This is a genomic window from Sphingopyxis sp., assembly GCF_035998905.1.
Classification (GTDB): domain Bacteria; phylum Pseudomonadota; class Alphaproteobacteria; order Sphingomonadales; family Sphingomonadaceae; genus Sphingopyxis.
Genome location: NZ_DASYHG010000025.1, coordinates 76696 through 93337 on the forward strand (window position 1 = coordinate 76696; position 16642 = coordinate 93337).

The following is a 16642-nucleotide window of genomic DNA, read 5'->3' on the forward strand; positions in this document are numbered from 1 at the left end:
CATGGTCGAAGCGGTCCGAGCTTTCATCGAGTCCCATCAGGCCGTCCTGTCGCTGATCATTCTCGCCGCGATGTTCGTCGGCTTTCTGCTCGAACGGCTGCCCGCGACGGTCATCGCGATCCTCGGGGCGTGCACCTATCTCGCGCTCGGTATCCTTGATGCCGACGGCATGTATTCGGTCTTCTCGAACTCGGCACCGATCGTCATCGGCGCGATGTTCGTGCTGTCGGGCGCGCTGATCCGCACCGGCGTGATCCAGCGTGTCGCCGACGCGATCATGAAGCGGGCGGAGAAACATCCGCGGCTTGCCATCGTCGAAGTGCTCGTCGGCGCGCTCGTCGCCTCGGCCTTTCTCAACAACACCCCGGTCGTCGTCGTGCTGATCCCGATCATGATGAAGCTCGCCGAGGTCACCGGGGTCAGCGCGAAGAAATTGCTGATGCCGCTCTCGATCGTGGCGGTGCTCGGTGGCACGCTGACGCTGATCGGGACATCGACCAACCTCGTCGTCGACGGCATCGTGCGACAGGCGGGGATGGAGCGCTTCGGCATCTTCGAGATCACACCGATCGGCCTTGTCACGGCGGCGTCGGGCATGATCGGCCTTGTGTTGATGTGGTGGCTGCTGCCTTCGGACAAGCCGGTCAAAGGTCCGGCGGGCACCCACGATGCGCATCAATATCTGACCGAGCTGGTGCTGGCCGAGGACGACGATCTGGTCGGCATGACCACCGAGGCGTTCCGCGACTTGCCGCGTTCGGCACGGATCGTGGGTGTGCGGCGCGGGTCGGTTGTCGTCCATGGCAGCGACCTCGAACATTGGACGCTTGCCGCGGGCGACCGCGTTATCCTGCGCGTCGATGGCGCAACCTTGATGACCTGGCGCGAACAGGGGCGCTTCGGCCTCGGGATCGGCAGCGGCGAGCCCGCCGAGGGCGACATGGTCGTCGAAACGATGATCGCGTCGAACCATCCGGCGATCGGCCAGCGGCTGATCGACATTCCTTTCCTGCAAAAGGTGCGCGCGCGCATCATCGGACTCGACCGGCCGGCGCACGAACCCGGCCCTGACCTTGCCAGCGTCCGTATCCGGCCTGCCGACCGCCTGCTCGTCGCCGGCGGCCCGCGCGAGGTCGAGGCGCTGCGCGACAATCCGCACCTGATCGGCGCGGACCTCGCCAAGGTCCGCGCTTTCCGCCGCCGCAAGGCGTGGATTGCGATATTGTGCATGTTCGGTGTCGTGACGCTCGCCGCGTTCGATGTGATGTCGATCGGCGTCGCCGCGATCATCGCGATCGGGGTCATTCTGGTCACGCGTTGCATCGACAGCGAAGAGGCGTGGGGAACGATCGACGGCGACGTGCTGATCCTGATCTTCGCGATGCTCGCCGTCGGGCTTGCGCTCGAACAGAGCGGCGCGGTCGCGATGATGGTCGGCTGGGTCAAGCCTTCGCTTGCCGGCCAGCCGATGTGGGTTCTGGTGTTCGGTATCTATTTCTTTGCGCTGATCCTCTCCGAGCTGCTCAGCAACAATGCGGTCGCGGCGCTGATGACGCCGGTAACGCTGGCGATTGCTTCCGAACTCGGCGTCGATCCGCGTCCGCTCGTGATCGCGCTAATGATCGGCGCGTCGGCCTGCTTCGCGACGCCGATCGGCTATCAGACGAACACGATCGTCTATGCCGCTGGCGACTACCGCTTTGTCGATTTCGTGAAGATCGGGGTGCCGCTCAACATCATCACGGGGGTGTCGACCTGCTTCGCGATCGTGTTTTTCCTGACCTGAGATTGCCCGCGGCGCATCACCCTGTTACCCCCGCTGGCATATGGATCCGCCCAAGGCGGAACAGGGAGTAAATTATGGGGCACCGCCTGACGTTGTATATTCTGATCGGGATGATCCTGGGGGTCGTCACCGGCTATCTGGTGCGGGTATATGTCCCCGCCGACAGCGAAGCTTTCACTTACTGGCTACGCAGCTTCAGCACGCTTTCGACGATCTTTCTCAACCTGATCAAACTGGTCGTTGCGCCGCTCATTCTGGGCACGCTGGTCGCGGGCATCGGGCATATGGGCGACAGCTCGGCGCTCGGCCGCATCGGAACCCGCGCGATCGCCTGGTTCATCCTCGCCAGCCTGATTTCGATCAGCCTTGGCCTGATCATGGTCAATTTTTTCCAGCCCGGCGCAGGGCTTAACCTCACCGTCGGGGCGCACTCGATCGCCGAGGTCGGCGAGGTCAAGAAGCTCGACCTGTTCGAGTTTGTCGAGCATGTCTTCCCGAAGAATATCTTTCAGGCGATGGCGGACAACAACGTCCTCCAGATTCTCGTTTTCGCACTGTTCGCGGGGGTCGGCCTCACCGCCATCGGCGAAAAGGGCAAGCCGCTGCTGCGCGGCGCCGAGTCGCTCGCCGAACTGATGCTTCAGATCACCGGCTATGTGATGCGCCTTGCGCCGATCGCGGTGTTCGGCGCGTTGGCCGGCGTCGTCGCCAAATATGGTCTCGGCATCCTCGGCACCTATGCCGAGCTGGTCACCGAATTCTATCTCTCGCTCGTCGTGCTGTGGGTCATCCTGCTCGGCGCCGGCGCGATCTTCCTCGGTCGCCGGATATTCTCGCTGATCCGCTATATCCGCCAGCCGCTGCTGATCGCTTTTTCGACCGCCTCGTCGGAGGCGGCGATGCCCAAGCTGTTCGAACAGCTCGACCGTTTCGGCGTGCCGCGCCGTATTTCGGGCTTCGTGCTGCCGCTCGGCTACAGCTTCAATCTTGACGGATCGATGATGTATGCGAGCTTCGCGACGATCTTCATCGCGCAGGCGTACGGGATCGAGCTGTCGATCACGCAGCAGATCCTGATCCTGCTGACCTTGATGGTTTCGTCGAAGGGGATTGCCGCGGTGCCGCGCGCCAGCCTCGTCGTGATCACCGCGACGCTCGCGATGTTCGACCTGCCGGTCGAGGGTGTCGCGCTGATCTTCGCCATCGACCAGTTCCTCGACATGGGCCGCACCGCGACCAATGTCGTCGGCAATGCCGTGGCGACGAGCGTGATCACGAAGTGGGAGGGCATGCTCGAAGTGCCCGAACCCGCCGATCTCGAACGGCCGCATGCACCGTCGCATACACCGCATCATGGAACCCGCGGGCTCGATCTTCGTGATACAGATGACGCAGGGGAAAATAAGCCGGCGGCCGACAACGCGTAACGCGCGAGCTTCGGGCCGCTCCCATGGGGGCGAGCAAGGAGCTGACCATGGCCGAAGCAGCGGCAATCGATCGGGCGGCGCGGGATGAAGCCCGCGCCCGGCGGCTGCGATGGCGGATGCTCGCGGGCTTTCTTGCCGGGCTGATCATCGGGCTTGCCGTCCATTATGGCGCGCCCGATGCGGCCTGGGTCGGAACGGTGACGACCTATGTGACTGGGCCGCTCGGGCAGATTTTCCTGCGCCTCCTGTTCATGCTCGTCATCCCGCTGCTCGTGTCGGCGCTGATCGTCGGGGTCGCCGAAATGGGCGAGATGCGCGCGCTGAAAACGGTCGGCGTCCGCACGCTCGTCTACACCGTAATCGTTTCGGCGATCTCGGTCGTCATCAGCCTCGTCCTCGTCAATCTGCTCCAGCCGGGCGCCGGGGTCGATCCGGCGCTGGCACGGTCGCTGATGGCCGAGGGCGCGGCGGGCGCGCAGGCGATCGCCGATCGTGCGGGCGAGGCGAAGACGGGGATGGACGCGGTCGTTGCGATCGTCCCCGACAATGTCTTCGCCGCGATGGGTGCGAACGACGTGCTCGCGGTGATGTTCTTCGCGCTTTTCTTCGGCATCGGGCTGATGCTCGTGCGCACGCCGCAGACCGAGGCCTTGAAGACTGTGGTCGAAGGGGTGTTCGAGGTGGTGATGAAGCTGATCGGCCTCGTCATCCAGCTCGCGCCGATCGCGGTCTTCTGTTTCATGTTCAACCTTGCCGCGCAGTTCGGCTGGGACCTGATCATCCGCCTGTCGGCCTTCGTCGGCGTGGTCCTGCTCGCGCTCGCGCTCCAGATGTTCGTCGTCTTCCCGGTGCTGCTGAAGGCGCTTGCGGGGAAATCGCCCGCTGCCTTCTTTCACCAGACGCAAGAGGCCTTCGTCATGGCGTTCGCGACTGCCTCGTCGAACGCGACGTTGCCCACGGCGCTCCGCGTCGCGCACGACCGGCTGCGCCTGCCCGACAAGGTCGCGCGCTTCGTGCTCACCATCGGTGCGACGGCAAACCAGAATGGCACCGCGATGTTCGAGGGGGTGACGGTGATCTTCCTCGCGCAATTCTTCGGAATCGACCTGACGCTTCAGCAACAGATCGTCGTGATGCTCGTGTGCATATTGGGCGGGATCGGCACGGCGGGCGTGCCTGCGGGATCACTGCCGGTGATCGCGTTGATTCTCGCTTCGGTGGGGGTGCCGCCCGAAGGGATCGGGCTGATCCTCGGCGTCGACCGCTTCCTCGACATGTGCCGCACGACGCTCAACGTCATCGGCGACCTTGTCGCCGCGACCGTCGTGTCGGCGGGGCTGAAGGATGCGCCGGCGGCGAAAGCGGCGCCGCCGGCCTGATATCCTAGTCGGGCCGGGCGTCGTTGCCACGGTCGCTGCGCGCGCGTCCCGCTGCCGGAGCTGGCCGCGGTTCGGGGGCGCTGCGCACCACCGGCGCCGGCTGCGGCGCGGGCGGGCGATAGGCCGGCGCGGGCCGTTCGGCGCGCGGGGGGCGGTTTGCCCCGCCGTCGCGCGGCGCGATCACATCGCGGATCTGGCGCGAACGGCCGGCACCCGGTTCGCGATCGGGGCGACCCGGGCGCCCTCCGCTCCAGTCGGGACGGCCGGGGTTGCCCGTGGCGGGCGGCGTTCCCGGGTTGGCCGGATTGCGGCCGGGCCAGGTGCCGCGCGGTCCCTCGCGGTCGCGATCGCCACGATTCCAGCCGCCGCGACCCGGACGGTCGCCGCGGTCGGGGCGCCCCGGATTGCCGGTGACCGGCGGCGTTCCGGTCGCGCCATCGCCGGGGCCGCGGCCCGGACGCGTGCCGCGCGGGCCGTCATTGTCGCGGTCGGGGCGGTTCCAGCCGCCGGGGCGGCCGGGGCGGCCATCGCCCGGACGACCGTCGCCGTCGCCGCGATTCCATCCGCCGGGACGTCCCGGCTTCCAGTCGTTGCGCCCGCCATGATGTTTCCACCACGCGCGGCGCCCGCCCCAATAGTTCAGATAGCGGTCGCGCAGCGGATAGCGGTTCCGGTAATTGTCGAACATCCACATGCCATAACCGGGGTAGTAATAATTGTCGTACCAGCCGCCGCCGAAGCCGATCTGGGCAAAGCCGCTGCCATAGTCCGACGCATCGTAGCAGTCGTAGCCATAGCCATCGTCATAGGCATAGCCGTCATAATCATAATAGGCGTCGCCATAGCGCGCGGCGCAATCGCCGCCCGACGCATAGCTCGCGCCATAGACATCGCCATAATAACAGCCGCCGAGCATCGTCGTCGCGAGTGCGCCGAGCGCGATGGAGAGGGGCCGCCTGATACGCTTCGCCATAGCCTTGTCCTTTAGGGTCCAACGGATGCGACCCGTCACCTTGGTTATTGAACTGCACGAGTCGAGTTGAATTTGCGGTGAATGGTGAAAAGGCTCGCCGGATGCGTTACTTGCATCAGTGTCAGTAGTTCGTTACCCATGAGGCCAACGATAATGGATGAGGATTCGACCCGATGAACGCGCCGACGAATATCCAGCCCGCGCCCGGCCAATGGTCCGAAAAGCGCTTTGGCCCCGACACGCGGCACTGGCTGCCGCGCAACGCCGACAGCGCGCTCGACCATATCCCCGGCGAGGACGGCATGCCCGTGCTCGGCAACACGCTCGACCAGCTTCGCGACTATCCCGCCTTCGCGAACCGCATGGTCGCCAAATATGGCCGCGTCTATCGCAACAACAGCTTCGGCGGGCGCAGCGTTGCGCTGCACGGCCCCGAAGCGAACGAGCTCGTCATGTTCGACCGCGAGAAGATATTCTCGTCCGAACAGGGATGGGGGCCGGTGCTCAACCTGCTTTTCCCGCGCGGCCTGATGCTGATGGATTTCGAAAAACATCGCGCCGACCGCAAGATTCTCTCGGTCGCGTTCAAACCCGAACCGATGCGCCACTATGCCGATTCGCTGAACGCGGGGATCAGGGATCGCATCGGCCAGTGGAGCGGCAAGACCTTCAAATTCTATCCGGCGATCAAGGAACTCACGCTCGACCTCGCCGCGACGAGCTTCCTCGGTATCCCGTGGGGTCCCGAGGCGGACAAGGTCAACAAGGCGTTCGTCGACATGGTACAGGCGTCGATCGGCGTCGTGCGCGTGCCCTTGCCGTTCACCGCGATGGGCCGCGGCGCGAAGGGCCGCGCCTATCTGGTCGACTATTTCGGCAAGATGGTGCCCGAGCGGCGCGACGGCGCGGGCGAGGACATGTTCAGCCAGATCTGCCGCACGCGCGACGATGACGGCAATTACATGTCGGTCGAGGCGATCGTCGACCATATGAACTTCCTGATGATGGCGGCGCACGATACGATCACCAGTTCGATCACGACATTGGTGTGGGAACTCGCGCGTAACCCCGAATGGCAGGACAAGCTGCGCGAAGAGATGCTTGCCGTGGCCCCCGCGGGCGAGGGCGTCGGCCACAACAGCCTCGGCCAGCTCGAAATGACCGAATGGGCGTTCAAGGAAGCCCTCCGCCTCGTGCCCCCGGTGCCGAGCTTCCCGCGCCGCGCGCTCAAGGATTTCGAATATGGCGGCTACCGCATCCCAGCGGGCACCTCGGTCGGTGTCAGCCCCGCCTATACGCATATGATGGAGGAGCATTGGCCCGAACCCCACAAGTTCGACCCGATGCGCTTTTCGCCCGAAGTCGCGCGCGAGCGGCACAAATATGCGTGGGTGCCCTTCGGCGGCGGCGCGCACATGTGCCTCGGGCTGCACTTCGCCTACATGCAGGCGAAGATCTTTTTCCACCATGTCATCACGACGCATCGCATCACCGTCGCCGACGGGTACGCGCCCGAATGGCAGGTGCTGCCGATCCCGCGTCCGAAGGACGGGCTGACGGTGAGCTTCGTCCCGCTGGGTTAGGCCCGACGCCTCCTGCTTGTTTGCGCGGGGCGCCGACCTATCTCCAGACTTTCGGGGCGATAGGGGGCGGCGATGGTTTTTGCGCTTTTTCTGGCGGGTCTGATCGGCGTGATGCTGTTTGCGCGCGACACGGATGCCGCGCGGTGGATGCACCGCGCGATGGTGGAGGAGCCGCTCCGCCTCTTCGAACGGCTCGAACGCAAGCATATCCTGTTCCTCATTGTCGGTCTGTTCGCAATCCAGGCGTACGCTGCGGTACTTCCCGCCGAGCTCGCCGTCGCGCTGGCGTGGGACATGACTGCCTATGTCGATGCCATGATCGCGACTTGGGCGCTGTCGACCTTTGCGCGCATCCGGTCGATGAAGGCGTGGGTCGCCGTTCGCATGGCGGTGCTGCTGTCGCCGTTCCGGCGGTTTCGCGCGCGGGCACGGCGCATCCGTCCGCTTCGGCCTGATATGCGTAAGCCCGCCAACGACGATGACCCATGGCCGGTGCAGGCGGCGGCCTGACCGTCATCCCCGAATAAACAGGCTCCGGATCCACGGCGCCCGCGCGCGTGTCGCCTCGCGCCAGTCGCCGTCCTCGCCCGTATCGGGGGCGGGGCGGCTGGGGTCGAGCAGCTTCAGCCGCGCGCCGCGAAACGCCGGGGTGCGATAGGTGACGAGCGTCAGCCCATGTTCGAGCGTGGTCGCGGCGAGCAGGGCGTCATGATCCTGATCGAAGGGCAGAGCGGCGCGGCGGCGCGCGATCGCGACGTCGACGGGCAGCACGCGCCCCTCGAACGCCGGCAGCAACTGGCCGTCGATCCAGCCCCGCCATGCAATGCCCGCCGTCTTGCCCTGCTTTGCGGCGAGCGCCGCGGCCTTTTCCAGCTCGACGAGCGACAGCGCCGACAGGAACATCGACTGGCGCGATGTCCGCTGTGCCCAGCCCGCCAGCAACGCACCTTCGCCGTCGATGCGCGCATCGCGCAGGTCGAGCAACAAGTCTGAATCGATGAGGAACATCAGCCGCGTCCGGCCCGGTCCGGTGTGCGGCGCAGGAGCGTGCGGTCGAGCGGGATGTCGCCGGGTGCGGCCGCAAGCAGTTGCGCCATCGTCTCGCGCTCGCCGCTCAACTGCCGCCAGGCGTCGATGCTGATCAGCACATGGGTGGCGCGCCCGCGGTCGGTGACGAACACCGGCTCGACGAGCGCGAACCGCTTCGCGCGGCTGACGTCCTGGTTGAGCTCGCGGCTGGTGACCCGTTTCATCGTGCGCCGCCCTTCCTATGCAAAAACAAGGCAATTTTGATAGCGTTCACATGTAGGTATGTTACTACACTGTGACGCGCCCGCAACAAATTTGAGGGGTGCCGCAAGAATCGCCGATCGAGATGGAACCAATCTGATGGTTGGTATTGCGTGTTTGCGCCATTCGTGTCTCCTGACGTCGGGAAAGGGCGTTGTGGAAGGCTGAAGCGAGTCGCCACATGCTCCGGTGGGGAGAACGAAATTGGTATCACATATGTTCGATGAGCTGATGCGGGCGGTCGGCGATGTCATCGGCGCGCACGGCCCGGCGGTGAATGTGGCGCAAAGCTATGCGCCCAGCGACTATAGCATCCATTTCTTTCTGCAGATTGCGGTGATCCTGCTCGTCTGCCGCGTCGTCGGCTGGCTGGCACACCGCTTCATGGGCCAGCCGCAGGTGGTCGGCGAGATGATCGCCGGGGTCGTGCTGGGTCCCTCACTCTTCGGTCTTTTCTTCCCCGAATTCCAGGCTGCGCTGTTCCCCAAGGAAACGCGCAACATGCTCTATGTCGGCGCGCAATTCGGCGTCGGCCTATACATGTTCCTCGTCGGGACCACGTTGCGCCTCGACCATTTCCAGTCGAAAGCGAAAAGCGCGGTCGGCGTGTCGGCGGCGGGTATCGTCGCACCCTTTCTGCTCGCAGCGGCGATCACGCCCTTCCTGCTCGATATCCCCGGTCTGTTCACCGAAGGGCTGGGGCAGGGAAGTGCGACTTTGTTCATGGGCGCATGCATCGCGCTCACCGCGTTCCCGATGCTGGCGCGGATCATCAACGAGCGCGGTCTGGCGAACACCTCGCTTGGCACGCTGACCCTGACCGCGGGCGCCTTCGACGATGCCGTGTCGTGGTGCGTGCTTGCGATCGTGCTCGCGACCTTCGGCGCCGGTCCAGGGGTCGCACTGCTCGCGATCGTTGGAGGCCTCGGTTTCGCGCTCTTCATGTTCTTTGTCGGGCGCAAGCTGCTCATCCCGCTCGGCCGCGCGGTCGAGGCGAAGGGCGAACTCACGCACAGCCTGCTCGCGGTCGTGCTGATGCTCTACGCCATTTCGGCGTTCTTCATGGATGCGGTCGGCATCCATGCGGTGTTCGGCGGCTTCCTGCTCGGTGCGTGCATGCCGCGCGGCCTTTTGACCGATGAGATCAAGAAGAAGATCGAGCCGATGACGGTCGTCTTCCTGTTGCCTATGTTCTTCACTTACTCGGGGCTCAACACGCAGCTTACGACGGTGAACAGCCTGAGCCTGCTTGCGATCGCCACCGGTATCCTGCTCGTCTCGATCGCGGCGAAGTTCGGCGCCTGCTGGCTCGCGGCCCGGCTCGCGGGCGAGGACAATCGCACCGCGATGGGTATCGGCGCGCTGATGAATGCGCGCGGCCTGATGGAGCTGATCATCATCAACATCGGCCTGCAGAAAGGCATCATCGGCCCGACGCTGTTTGCGATCATGGTCCTGATGGCGATCGTCACCACGGTGATGGCGGGGCCGCTGTTCGAGTTGGTCTACGGCCGCAAGGCGCGCGAGAGCGGCGAACTCGGCGCGCTCGGCACCGACGGGCCGGACGACGCGCAGCCCGCCGAACGCCTGTCCGCCAATCCCGCCTGATTTCAGGCGGCGGCGGCACCCGCGTTGATCTGGTCGATCAGCGCGCGGTGCGCGGGCAGGTCGTGCGCCGCCTGGTCGCCAAAACTGCGGATGCGGGCAAAGATGCGCTCGGCCTCGGCGACGTCGGGATATTCCTCGCGCACCGGCGACAGGTCGGTGCGATATTCCATGCCATAGAGGATATATTGGTAATTGAAGAAGGCGAAGCTTTCGAGGTCGAGGATGAAATCGAAGCGTCCCGGCGGGCGATAGCGCCATTGCTCGAGCAGCTCTTTCAGCCGCTCCGGGATCGACGCCGGGTCGGCATTGTCGCGCCAGAAGGGTTCGCCCCGGCGGCTCAGGCAATAATGGAGCTTCAGGAAGTTGACGATATTGGCGTAGCGCGCGGTCATCAACTCGTTGAAGCGCCGCGCGGGGGCGTGCATCGGGCCGCCGAGCGGGAACATCTCGGCGATCATCGCCGCCGCGGTTTCGATGGTCACGAGGCCGGTTGATTCGAGCGGTTCGAGGAAGCCGCCCGACAGGCCGACGGCGACGCAATTCCCGACCCATGGCGTGGTGAGGTAGCCCGCCTCGAACGGGATGCGCCGCGACTCGAAGTCGAGGCTGCGCCCGCCGGTGTAGGCAGCGAGGATATCGGCGGCACGGTCGTCGTCCAGATGATCGCTCGAATAGACGCAGCCGATGCCGCGCGCGCCCGCAAGGCCGATATCCCATGTCCATCCCGCTTCGTGCGCCGCGGCGATCGTATAGCTTTCGAGCGGGGCCTCGGGCTGGTCGTAAGGAATCTTGCACGCGAGCGCGCGGTCGGTGAACAACATGTCCTTCACGCTGCGGAACGGTGCCTGCATCGCGCCGCGGATCAGCTCGGCGCGGAAACCCGAACAGTCGATATAGAGGTCGGCGGACAGCGTGCCATGCTCGGCGGTCACGACATGGTCGATTGCGCCGCTCGTCCCGTCGAGCTCGACGCCGGTCAGCGTGCCGTGCAGGTGGACGACCCCCATCGCACGCGCATGTTTCGACAGGACGTCGGCCAGCCGCTTTGCATCGAAATGATAGGCATAGTTCAGCGGGCCGGTGAACTCGCCTTCGCCGCGGCGTTTGGGCGCGCGGCGCGCCTCGGCGACGCGGTTCTGGATCGTCATCGCCTCGGCGAACGGCCGCCGTAGCTTTTCGTCCTGGAGCAGCCAGTAGGAGACCAGGCTGTGCCCGTCGCCATGATAGGGCGCCTCGAACGGGTGGAGAAAATGGCTCGACCGGCCTTCCGCCGGGGTATGGACCCAGTCGTCGAACCGGATGCCCTGCTTGAAAGTCGCCGACGTCGCGCGCACGAACTCGCTCTCGTCGATGCCGATGAACTGCAGCGTGCTGCGGATCGTCGGGAAGGCGCCTTCGCCGACCCCGATGCTGCCGATCTCGTCCGACGCGAGCAGCGTGATCGACAAGCGCGGGTTGCGCGGCAGGTCGAAAAAGCGCGCGAGATAGGCGGCGGTCAGCCAGCCCGCGGTGCCGCCGCCGACGATCAGGATCGAGCGTTTTGCCACCCGGAACGCTATCGAGCCGCAAAGCGCTTTCAACAAGCGGTAATTTGCGGCACGCAGCAACGGACAAGATGAAGACTCTCCGCCCCTATCTGTTCTGGTTCGGCGCCGCGCTGCTGGTCACCCTCGGCGCGATCCTTGGCATGCAGTGGGTGCGCGACCATCCCGAGCATAATCCGGCCGCGCGTTTCGAACTTGCGCAGCCGCAAGGCTGGGCGACGCACCGCAAGCTGGCGGCGCTCGCGCGCGACGACAGCGCCTGCTTCGCCGCCTTCGATCGCGCGGGTGCGGGCTATCTCCGGCGGCCCGCGATCGGCACCGGTGCGTGCCGCGCGAGCCAGCGCATGATCCTGACGGGCGACAGCTTCGTGCCGACGATGCGGCCCGCGCGCGCCGCGCCGGGCTGCGCGGTCACCGCCGCGATGGCACTGTGGAACCGCGACGTGGTCCAGCCGCTCGCGCGGAAATATTTCGGGCAAAAGGTCGTCGAACTCGAAAATCTCGGCAGCTATAATTGCCGCAAGATTGCGGGCGAACAGGCGCAGAGCCAGCATTCGACTGCCAACGCGATCGATATTTCGGCCTTCGTCCTGGCCGATGGCACGCGCATCACGCTGATCAACGACTGGGCGCCGGGTGACAAGCGCAGCGAATTCCTGCACGCGGTGCGCGACGAAACATGCGGCCTGTTCAGCACGACCCTATCACCCGACTACAACCGCGCCCACGCTGACCATTTCCACCTTGATATGGCGGCGCGGACGGCGGGCTGGACGGTCTGCCACTAACGGCGGCCGAAGCGCGGGACGAGCATGCCGACGCGCCTGCGGTAACTAGCGTAGGCTTCGCCGAAGATGTCGATCAGGTCGCGTTCCTCGAGCCGGATCGCGATCAGCATATAGATCGACATGCCCGCCGCAAGCAGCAGGTGCCCGACGGTCATCGCCGGCGTCGCCCAGAAAGCGATGAAGAAGCCGGCATAGAGCGGGTGACGGACGAACCGGTAAAAGAAGGGCTGGCGCAGCACTGGCGCCACGGCCGCCCTTTCGCGCAGCGCGAACCACGCCTGTTGCAGCCCGAACAATTCGAAATGATTGATCAGGAAGGTGCTCGTCAGCACGATCAGCCAGCCGAGACCGAACAGCGCCCACAGCAGCGCGGCGCCGGCGGGATGGGTGACGGTCCAGACCGGCGCGGTCAGTTCGTGCCAGAACAGCATGAGGGCGATGAGCGCCGCGCTTGCCAACAGCACATAGGTGCTGCGTTCGATCGGCGCGGGGACGATGCGCGTCCACGCCGCCTTGAATGCCGGGCGCGCCATCACGCTATGCTGGACACCGAACAGCGCGATCAGCGCGGCATCGATCAGCACCGTTCGTCCGGGCTGCGCTTCGCGGGCGAAATCGACCGTCGGCTGGACGACGGGCAGGTTGCCGACAAAGGCGATAAGATACAGGAATGTCGCGAAGAATATCGCGTAGCACAGGCCCGCATAGGCCAGATAGAAGGCACGAACCATGGTGCTGCCCCTTCTTTCGAAGCGGGCATCATAGCATATTTATCGCGGAAAAGCGCGCTTTAGACCGTGAAGCTCTCGCCGCAGCCGCACGCGCCCTTGGCGTTCGGATTCTCGAACACGAAGCCCGCGGCAAAGTCGTCCTCGACCCAGTCCATCGTGCTCCCGATCAGGTAGAGCACCGATGCGCCGTCGATGTAGAAGGTGCCGCCGGGGGTCTCGATCTTCTCGTCGAACTTCTGCTCCTCGGTGACATAGTCGACCGAGTAGGCGAGCCCCGAACAGCCGCGGCGCGGGGTCGACAAGCGGACGCCGATCGCGCCTTCGGGCGCCGACGCCATCAGCTTCGCGATGCGTTCTTCGGCGTTCGGTGTCAGCGTGACGGCGGCAGGGCGCGCGCGCGTTTTCGTTTCGGTCATCACAGCATTCCCAGTTCGAGCCGCGCTTCGTCGCTCATATTCTGCGGCGACCACGGCGGATCCCAGACGAGGTTGACCTCGGCATCGCCGACCCCGGGAACCGCGCCGACGCGCAGTTCGACCTCGGCGGGCATCGATTCCGCGACCGGGCAATGCGGCGTGGTCAGCGTCATCGTGACCATCACATGGCCTTCGTCGATCTCGACATTGTAGATGAGCCCGAGGTCGTAGATGTTCACGGGGATTTCGGGGTCGAAAATCTCCTTGAGCGCGTCGATCACCGCCTCGTACAGGTCGCCGCCAACCGCGCCGGGCGCAACCTCGGCGGGCTTGGCGGCAAGGAAGCCTTCCAGATAGTCGCGCTTGCGCTCCAATTTCTGGGGCGCTGTCTCGGCATCCTCGACGCGCGCCTTCGGCGGCGCCTCGACACTCGCGACTTCTTCCACCTTGATCATGCGATCCTCGCTCATCCGAAAATCCTCTCGACGCGGGCGAGGCCATCGATCAGCGCCGCCACATCGTCGTCATTGCTGTAAACGCCAAAACTCGCGCGCGCGGTCGCGGCGACGCCCAGATGCTCCATCAGCGGTTGTGCGCAATGGTGCCCGGCGCGGATCGCGACCCCGCTTTCGTCCAAGATAGTGCCGATGTCGTGCGGATGAACCCCCGCCATCGCAAAACTCACGATTCCCGCGCTGTTTTCAGGGCCGAAGAGCGTGATGCTATTCTTGCGCGCAAGCTGTTCGCGCAGGCTGGTCACCAATGCAACCTCATGCGCGTGGATCGCGTCGATGCCGATCGCCTCGACATAATCGACCGCCGCCGCGAGCCCGATTGCCTCGATAATCGCGGGCGTGCCCGCCTCGAAGCGCGTCGGGGCAGGGGCGTAGGTGGTTTTCGCGAAAGTCACGCGGTCGATCATCGACCCGCCGCCCTGCCAGGGCGGGAGCATTTCGAGCTTGTCGCTCCACAACACGCCGACGCCGGTCGGACCGTAAAGCTTGTGCCCCGAGAAGGCGTAATAGTCGCAGCCGAGCGTCGCGACATCGACGGGCAGGCGCGGCACCGCCTGACAGCCGTCGATCAGCAGCTCGGCGCCGACGCGGTGCGCGATCTCGGCGGCGCGCGCAACGTCGAGCGGGCTGCCGAGCACGTTCGAGACATGCGCAAAGGCGACCATATTATGTTCGGGGGTGAGCAGCTTTTCGGCCGCATCGAGGTCGATGCAGCCGTCGGCGGTCAGCGGGCACACATCGACCTGCCAGCCCGCGAGCTGCCAGGGCACGATATTGCTGTGATGTTCCAGCGTCGACAGCAGCACGCGGCCTTTGCGCGGGTGCGAGTAGGCGACGAGGTTGATCGCCTCGGTCGCGCCGCGCACGAACGCTATCTGCTCTTCCTTCGCGCCGATAAATGCCGCGATCCGCCGCCGCGCCGCCTCAAAGGCGAGTGTCATGTCGGCCGAGCGGGCGTATACGCCGCGGTGCACCGTCGCATAGTCGCGGCCCATCGCATTGACGGTCGCGTCGATCACCGCCTGCGGCTTCTGCGCCGTCGCGGCGGTGTCGAGATAGTGCCAGCCGGGGGTCAGGCCGGGGAAGTCGGCACGGACGTCGGGGAAGGTGCGGAGGGCGGTCGCGGTGCTCACACCAATTCCCCCAATTTCGCGAGCGCGAGCGCCTGCAACTGCTCTTCATCCTCGGCGCCGTCGAACACACCCGCAACGAAGGCCTGCAGCAAGATCTTTTTCGCCTCGGCGGGCGGCAGGCCGCGCGACTGAAGGTAATAAAGGCTCATCGCGTCGAGCTCGCCGATCGCGCAGCCGTGCGCGCATTTGACGTCGTCGGCGAAGATTTCGAGCTCGGGCTTGGCGTTGGCGGTCGCGCTGCGATCGAGCAGCATCGCCTTCACATCCTGTTCGCTGTCGGTCTGCTGCGCATCGCGCGCGACGGCGACCTTGCCGAGATAGGTGCCGGTGGCGGTACCGCCGAGGACCGAACGCACCATCTGCCGCGACGTCGCGCCGGGTTCGGCATGCGTGACGGTGGTGACGATCTCGAGATTCTGTTCGCCGCCGCCGATCTGCGCCGCGCCGAGGGTGAAGTCGGCGCCTTCGTGGAGCGTCACCGCAAGTTCGATGCGGCCATAGGCGCCACCGATGTTGAGGATGTGCAGCGACGCGGTCGCGCCCTTGCCGATGCTCATCTCGATCTGCTGGATCGCGCCTGCGTCCTGCACGATCGCGCGCCTGAAGTCGCCGCCCGCGGGCACGACAATACTTTCGGGCGCGGGCAGCGGCCACGCCGCCGCCACCGCGTCGATGTCGCTATAGCGCCACGCTTCGTCACGCCGCGAGGGAAGGGCGCTCACGCTCAAGCCGCGATCTCCGCATAGCCTTCGCGTTCGAGTTCGAGCGCGAGTTCGGGGCCGCCCGACTTGACGATGCGGCCGGCGGCGAGGACGTGGACGAAATCGGGCTGCACATAGTCGAGCAGGCGCTGGTAATGGGTGATCAGCAACACCGCCTTGTCGGGGCGCCGCATGATGCTGTTGATCCCGTCGCCGACGACGCGCAGCGCGTCGATGTCGAGGCCCGAGTCCGTTTCGTCGAGGATCGCGAGCTTGGGGTCGAGGATCCCCATCTGCACCATCTCGTTGCGCTTCTTCTCGCCGCCCGAGAAGCCGACGTTCACGGGGCGCTTGAGCATGTCCATGTCGAGCTTGAGCAGCCCCGCCTTCTCGCGCGCGAGCTTCAGGAAGTCGCCGCCCGACAGCGGCTCTTGCCCACGCGCCTTGCGCTGGGCGTTGAGGCTTTCGCGCAGGAACTGGACGTTCGACACGCCGGGGATCTCGACCGGATACTGGAAGCCGAGGAACAGGCCTGCCGCGGCGCGCTCGTGCGGGTCCATGTCGAGCAGGTCGTGCCCGTCGAAGGTCGCCGAACCGTCGGTGACCTCATAGCCGGGGCGCCCGCCGAGGACGTAGGAGAGCGTCGACTTGCCCGCGCCGTTGGGGCCCATGATCGCATGGATTTCGCCCGCGTTGATGGCGAGCGACAGGCCTTTGAGGATCGGCTTGTCGGCGACGGTGGCGTGGAGATTTTCGATATTCAGCATT

Annotated in this window: 17 protein-coding genes; 7 read left to right on the forward strand and 10 right to left on the reverse strand. The window is 65.5% G+C overall.

Annotated features, from left to right (window positions below; all coding sequences use genetic code 11):
- Position 1: 1 nt before the first annotated feature.
- From VGN62_RS14775 to VGN62_RS14785, 3 genes are all read left to right on the forward strand, one after another.
- Positions 2 to 1786 carry an SLC13 family permease gene (locus tag VGN62_RS14775; protein ID WP_327455200.1) on the forward strand — a complete coding sequence of 595 codons (1785 nt, stop codon included), beginning with the start codon at positions 2 to 4 and terminating at the stop codon, positions 1784 to 1786.
- Between the two features lie 74 nt (positions 1787 to 1860).
- Positions 1861 to 3213, forward strand: a complete 1353-nt coding sequence (locus tag VGN62_RS14780; protein WP_327455202.1) for a dicarboxylate/amino acid:cation symporter — start codon at positions 1861 to 1863, stop codon at positions 3211 to 3213.
- A 47-nt stretch (positions 3214 to 3260) separates the two neighbouring features.
- The gene (locus VGN62_RS14785) at positions 3261 to 4592 is read left to right on the forward strand and encodes a dicarboxylate/amino acid:cation symporter (protein WP_327455204.1); all 1332 of its coding nucleotides are present in this window, start codon (positions 3261 to 3263) and stop codon (positions 4590 to 4592) included.
- A 4-nt stretch (positions 4593 to 4596) separates the two neighbouring features.
- Here the strand turns inward: VGN62_RS14785 and VGN62_RS14790 are convergent, their stop codons facing one another.
- On the reverse strand, positions 4597 to 5565 hold the full coding sequence (locus VGN62_RS14790; protein WP_327455206.1) for a hypothetical protein: 969 nt from the start codon (positions 5563 to 5565) through the stop codon (positions 4597 to 4599).
- Positions 5566 to 5738: 173 nt separating this feature from the next.
- Here VGN62_RS14790 and VGN62_RS14795 point away from each other — a divergent pair, with 173 nt between their 5' ends.
- Both VGN62_RS14795 and VGN62_RS14800 read left to right on the forward strand, forming a co-directional pair.
- Entirely contained in the window at positions 5739 to 7148 is a 1410-nt protein-coding gene (locus VGN62_RS14795; protein WP_327455208.1) for a cytochrome P450, read from the forward strand.
- Between the two features lie 72 nt (positions 7149 to 7220).
- Complete coding sequence (locus VGN62_RS14800) at positions 7221 to 7658, forward strand: hypothetical protein (RefSeq protein ID WP_327455210.1); 438 nt, start codon at positions 7221 to 7223, stop codon at positions 7656 to 7658.
- Positions 7659 to 7661: 3 nt separating this feature from the next.
- On the opposite strand, the gene VGN62_RS14805 is transcribed toward VGN62_RS14800, so the two are convergent.
- The gene (locus tag VGN62_RS14805) at positions 7662 to 8156 is read right to left on the reverse strand and encodes a VapC toxin family PIN domain ribonuclease (RefSeq protein WP_327455212.1); all 495 of its coding nucleotides are present in this window, start codon (positions 8154 to 8156) and stop codon (positions 7662 to 7664) included.
- A complete protein-coding gene (locus VGN62_RS14810) occupies positions 8156 to 8401 on the reverse strand; it encodes a type II toxin-antitoxin system Phd/YefM family antitoxin (RefSeq protein WP_327455214.1) in 246 nt (81 codons plus the stop codon). Before VGN62_RS14810 ends, VGN62_RS14805 begins: the two co-directional genes overlap by 1 nt.
- A gap of 253 nt (positions 8402 to 8654) precedes the next feature.
- On the opposite strand from VGN62_RS14810, the gene VGN62_RS14815 reads away from it, so the two are divergent.
- Positions 8655 to 10046, forward strand: coding sequence for a cation:proton antiporter (locus VGN62_RS14815; RefSeq protein WP_327455605.1), 1392 nt, complete (start codon positions 8655 to 8657; stop codon positions 10044 to 10046).
- 2 nt (positions 10047 to 10048) lie between these two features.
- Here the strand turns inward: VGN62_RS14815 and VGN62_RS14820 are convergent, their stop codons facing one another.
- Positions 10049 to 11593, reverse strand: coding sequence for a tryptophan halogenase family protein (locus VGN62_RS14820; protein ID WP_327455216.1), 1545 nt, complete (start codon positions 11591 to 11593; stop codon positions 10049 to 10051).
- Positions 11594 to 11661: 68 nt separating this feature from the next.
- Between VGN62_RS14820 and VGN62_RS14825 the strand changes: the two genes are divergently transcribed.
- Entirely contained in the window at positions 11662 to 12378 is a 717-nt protein-coding gene (locus VGN62_RS14825; RefSeq protein WP_327455218.1) for an extensin family protein, read from the forward strand.
- Here the strand turns inward: VGN62_RS14825 and mddA are convergent.
- Genes mddA through sufC form a run of 6 tightly spaced genes read right to left on the reverse strand, consistent with a single transcriptional unit; the run spans position 12375 to position 16641 of the window.
- Entirely contained in the window at positions 12375 to 13109 is a 735-nt protein-coding gene (gene mddA, locus VGN62_RS14830) for a methanethiol S-methyltransferase (RefSeq protein WP_327455220.1), read from the reverse strand. The two genes, VGN62_RS14825 and mddA, sit on opposite strands and share 4 nt — an antisense overlap.
- Before the next feature lie 59 nt (positions 13110 to 13168).
- Positions 13169 to 13525 (reverse strand): iron-sulfur cluster assembly accessory protein, encoded by a 357-nt coding sequence (locus VGN62_RS14835; RefSeq protein ID WP_327455222.1) that lies wholly within the window; start codon positions 13523 to 13525, stop codon positions 13169 to 13171.
- A complete protein-coding gene (locus tag VGN62_RS14840) occupies positions 13525 to 13995 on the reverse strand; it encodes an SUF system Fe-S cluster assembly protein (RefSeq protein ID WP_327455224.1) in 471 nt (156 codons plus the stop codon). The genes VGN62_RS14835 and VGN62_RS14840 overlap by 1 nt, the downstream gene beginning before the upstream one ends.
- Complete coding sequence (locus VGN62_RS14845) at positions 13992 to 15173, reverse strand: cysteine desulfurase (protein WP_327455226.1); 1182 nt, start codon at positions 15171 to 15173, stop codon at positions 13992 to 13994. Before VGN62_RS14845 ends, VGN62_RS14840 begins: the two co-directional genes overlap by 4 nt.
- Positions 15170 to 15901, reverse strand: a complete 732-nt coding sequence (locus tag VGN62_RS14850) for a SufD family Fe-S cluster assembly protein (protein WP_327455228.1) — start codon at positions 15899 to 15901, stop codon at positions 15170 to 15172. Before VGN62_RS14850 ends, VGN62_RS14845 begins: the two co-directional genes overlap by 4 nt.
- Complete coding sequence (gene sufC, locus VGN62_RS14855) at positions 15898 to 16641, reverse strand: Fe-S cluster assembly ATPase SufC (protein ID WP_327455230.1); 744 nt, start codon at positions 16639 to 16641, stop codon at positions 15898 to 15900. Before sufC ends, VGN62_RS14850 begins: the two co-directional genes overlap by 4 nt.
- Position 16642: the final 1 nt, after the last annotated feature.

Coding starts and splice junctions, on each gene's coding strand:
- sufC (WP_327455230.1), bottom strand. CDS start 16,641: ATGCTGAATATCGAAAATCTCCACGCCACCGTCGCCGACAAGCCGATC.
- VGN62_RS14810 (WP_327455214.1), bottom strand. CDS start 8,401: ATGAAACGGGTCACCAGCCGCGAGCTCAACCAGGACGTCAGCCGCGCG.
- VGN62_RS14795 (WP_327455208.1), top strand. CDS start 5,739: ATGAACGCGCCGACGAATATCCAGCCCGCGCCCGGCCAATGGTCCGAA.
- VGN62_RS14840 (WP_327455224.1), bottom strand. CDS start 13,995: ATGAGCGAGGATCGCATGATCAAGGTGGAAGAAGTCGCGAGTGTCGAG.
- mddA (WP_327455220.1), bottom strand. CDS start 13,109: ATGGTTCGTGCCTTCTATCTGGCCTATGCGGGCCTGTGCTACGCGATA.
- VGN62_RS14815 (WP_327455605.1), top strand. CDS start 8,655: ATGTTCGATGAGCTGATGCGGGCGGTCGGCGATGTCATCGGCGCGCAC.
- VGN62_RS14785 (WP_327455204.1), top strand. CDS start 3,261: ATGGCCGAAGCAGCGGCAATCGATCGGGCGGCGCGGGATGAAGCCCGC.
- VGN62_RS14790 (WP_327455206.1), bottom strand. CDS start 5,565: ATGGCGAAGCGTATCAGGCGGCCCCTCTCCATCGCGCTCGGCGCACTC.
- VGN62_RS14780 (WP_327455202.1), top strand. CDS start 1,861: ATGGGGCACCGCCTGACGTTGTATATTCTGATCGGGATGATCCTGGGG.
- VGN62_RS14825 (WP_327455218.1), top strand. CDS start 11,662: ATGAAGACTCTCCGCCCCTATCTGTTCTGGTTCGGCGCCGCGCTGCTG.
- VGN62_RS14800 (WP_327455210.1), top strand. CDS start 7,221: ATGGTTTTTGCGCTTTTTCTGGCGGGTCTGATCGGCGTGATGCTGTTT.
- VGN62_RS14835 (WP_327455222.1), bottom strand. CDS start 13,525: ATGACCGAAACGAAAACGCGCGCGCGCCCTGCCGCCGTCACGCTGACA.
- VGN62_RS14805 (WP_327455212.1), bottom strand. CDS start 8,156: ATGTTCCTCATCGATTCAGACTTGTTGCTCGACCTGCGCGATGCGCGC.
- VGN62_RS14775 (WP_327455200.1), top strand. CDS start 2: ATGGTCGAAGCGGTCCGAGCTTTCATCGAGTCCCATCAGGCCGTCCTG.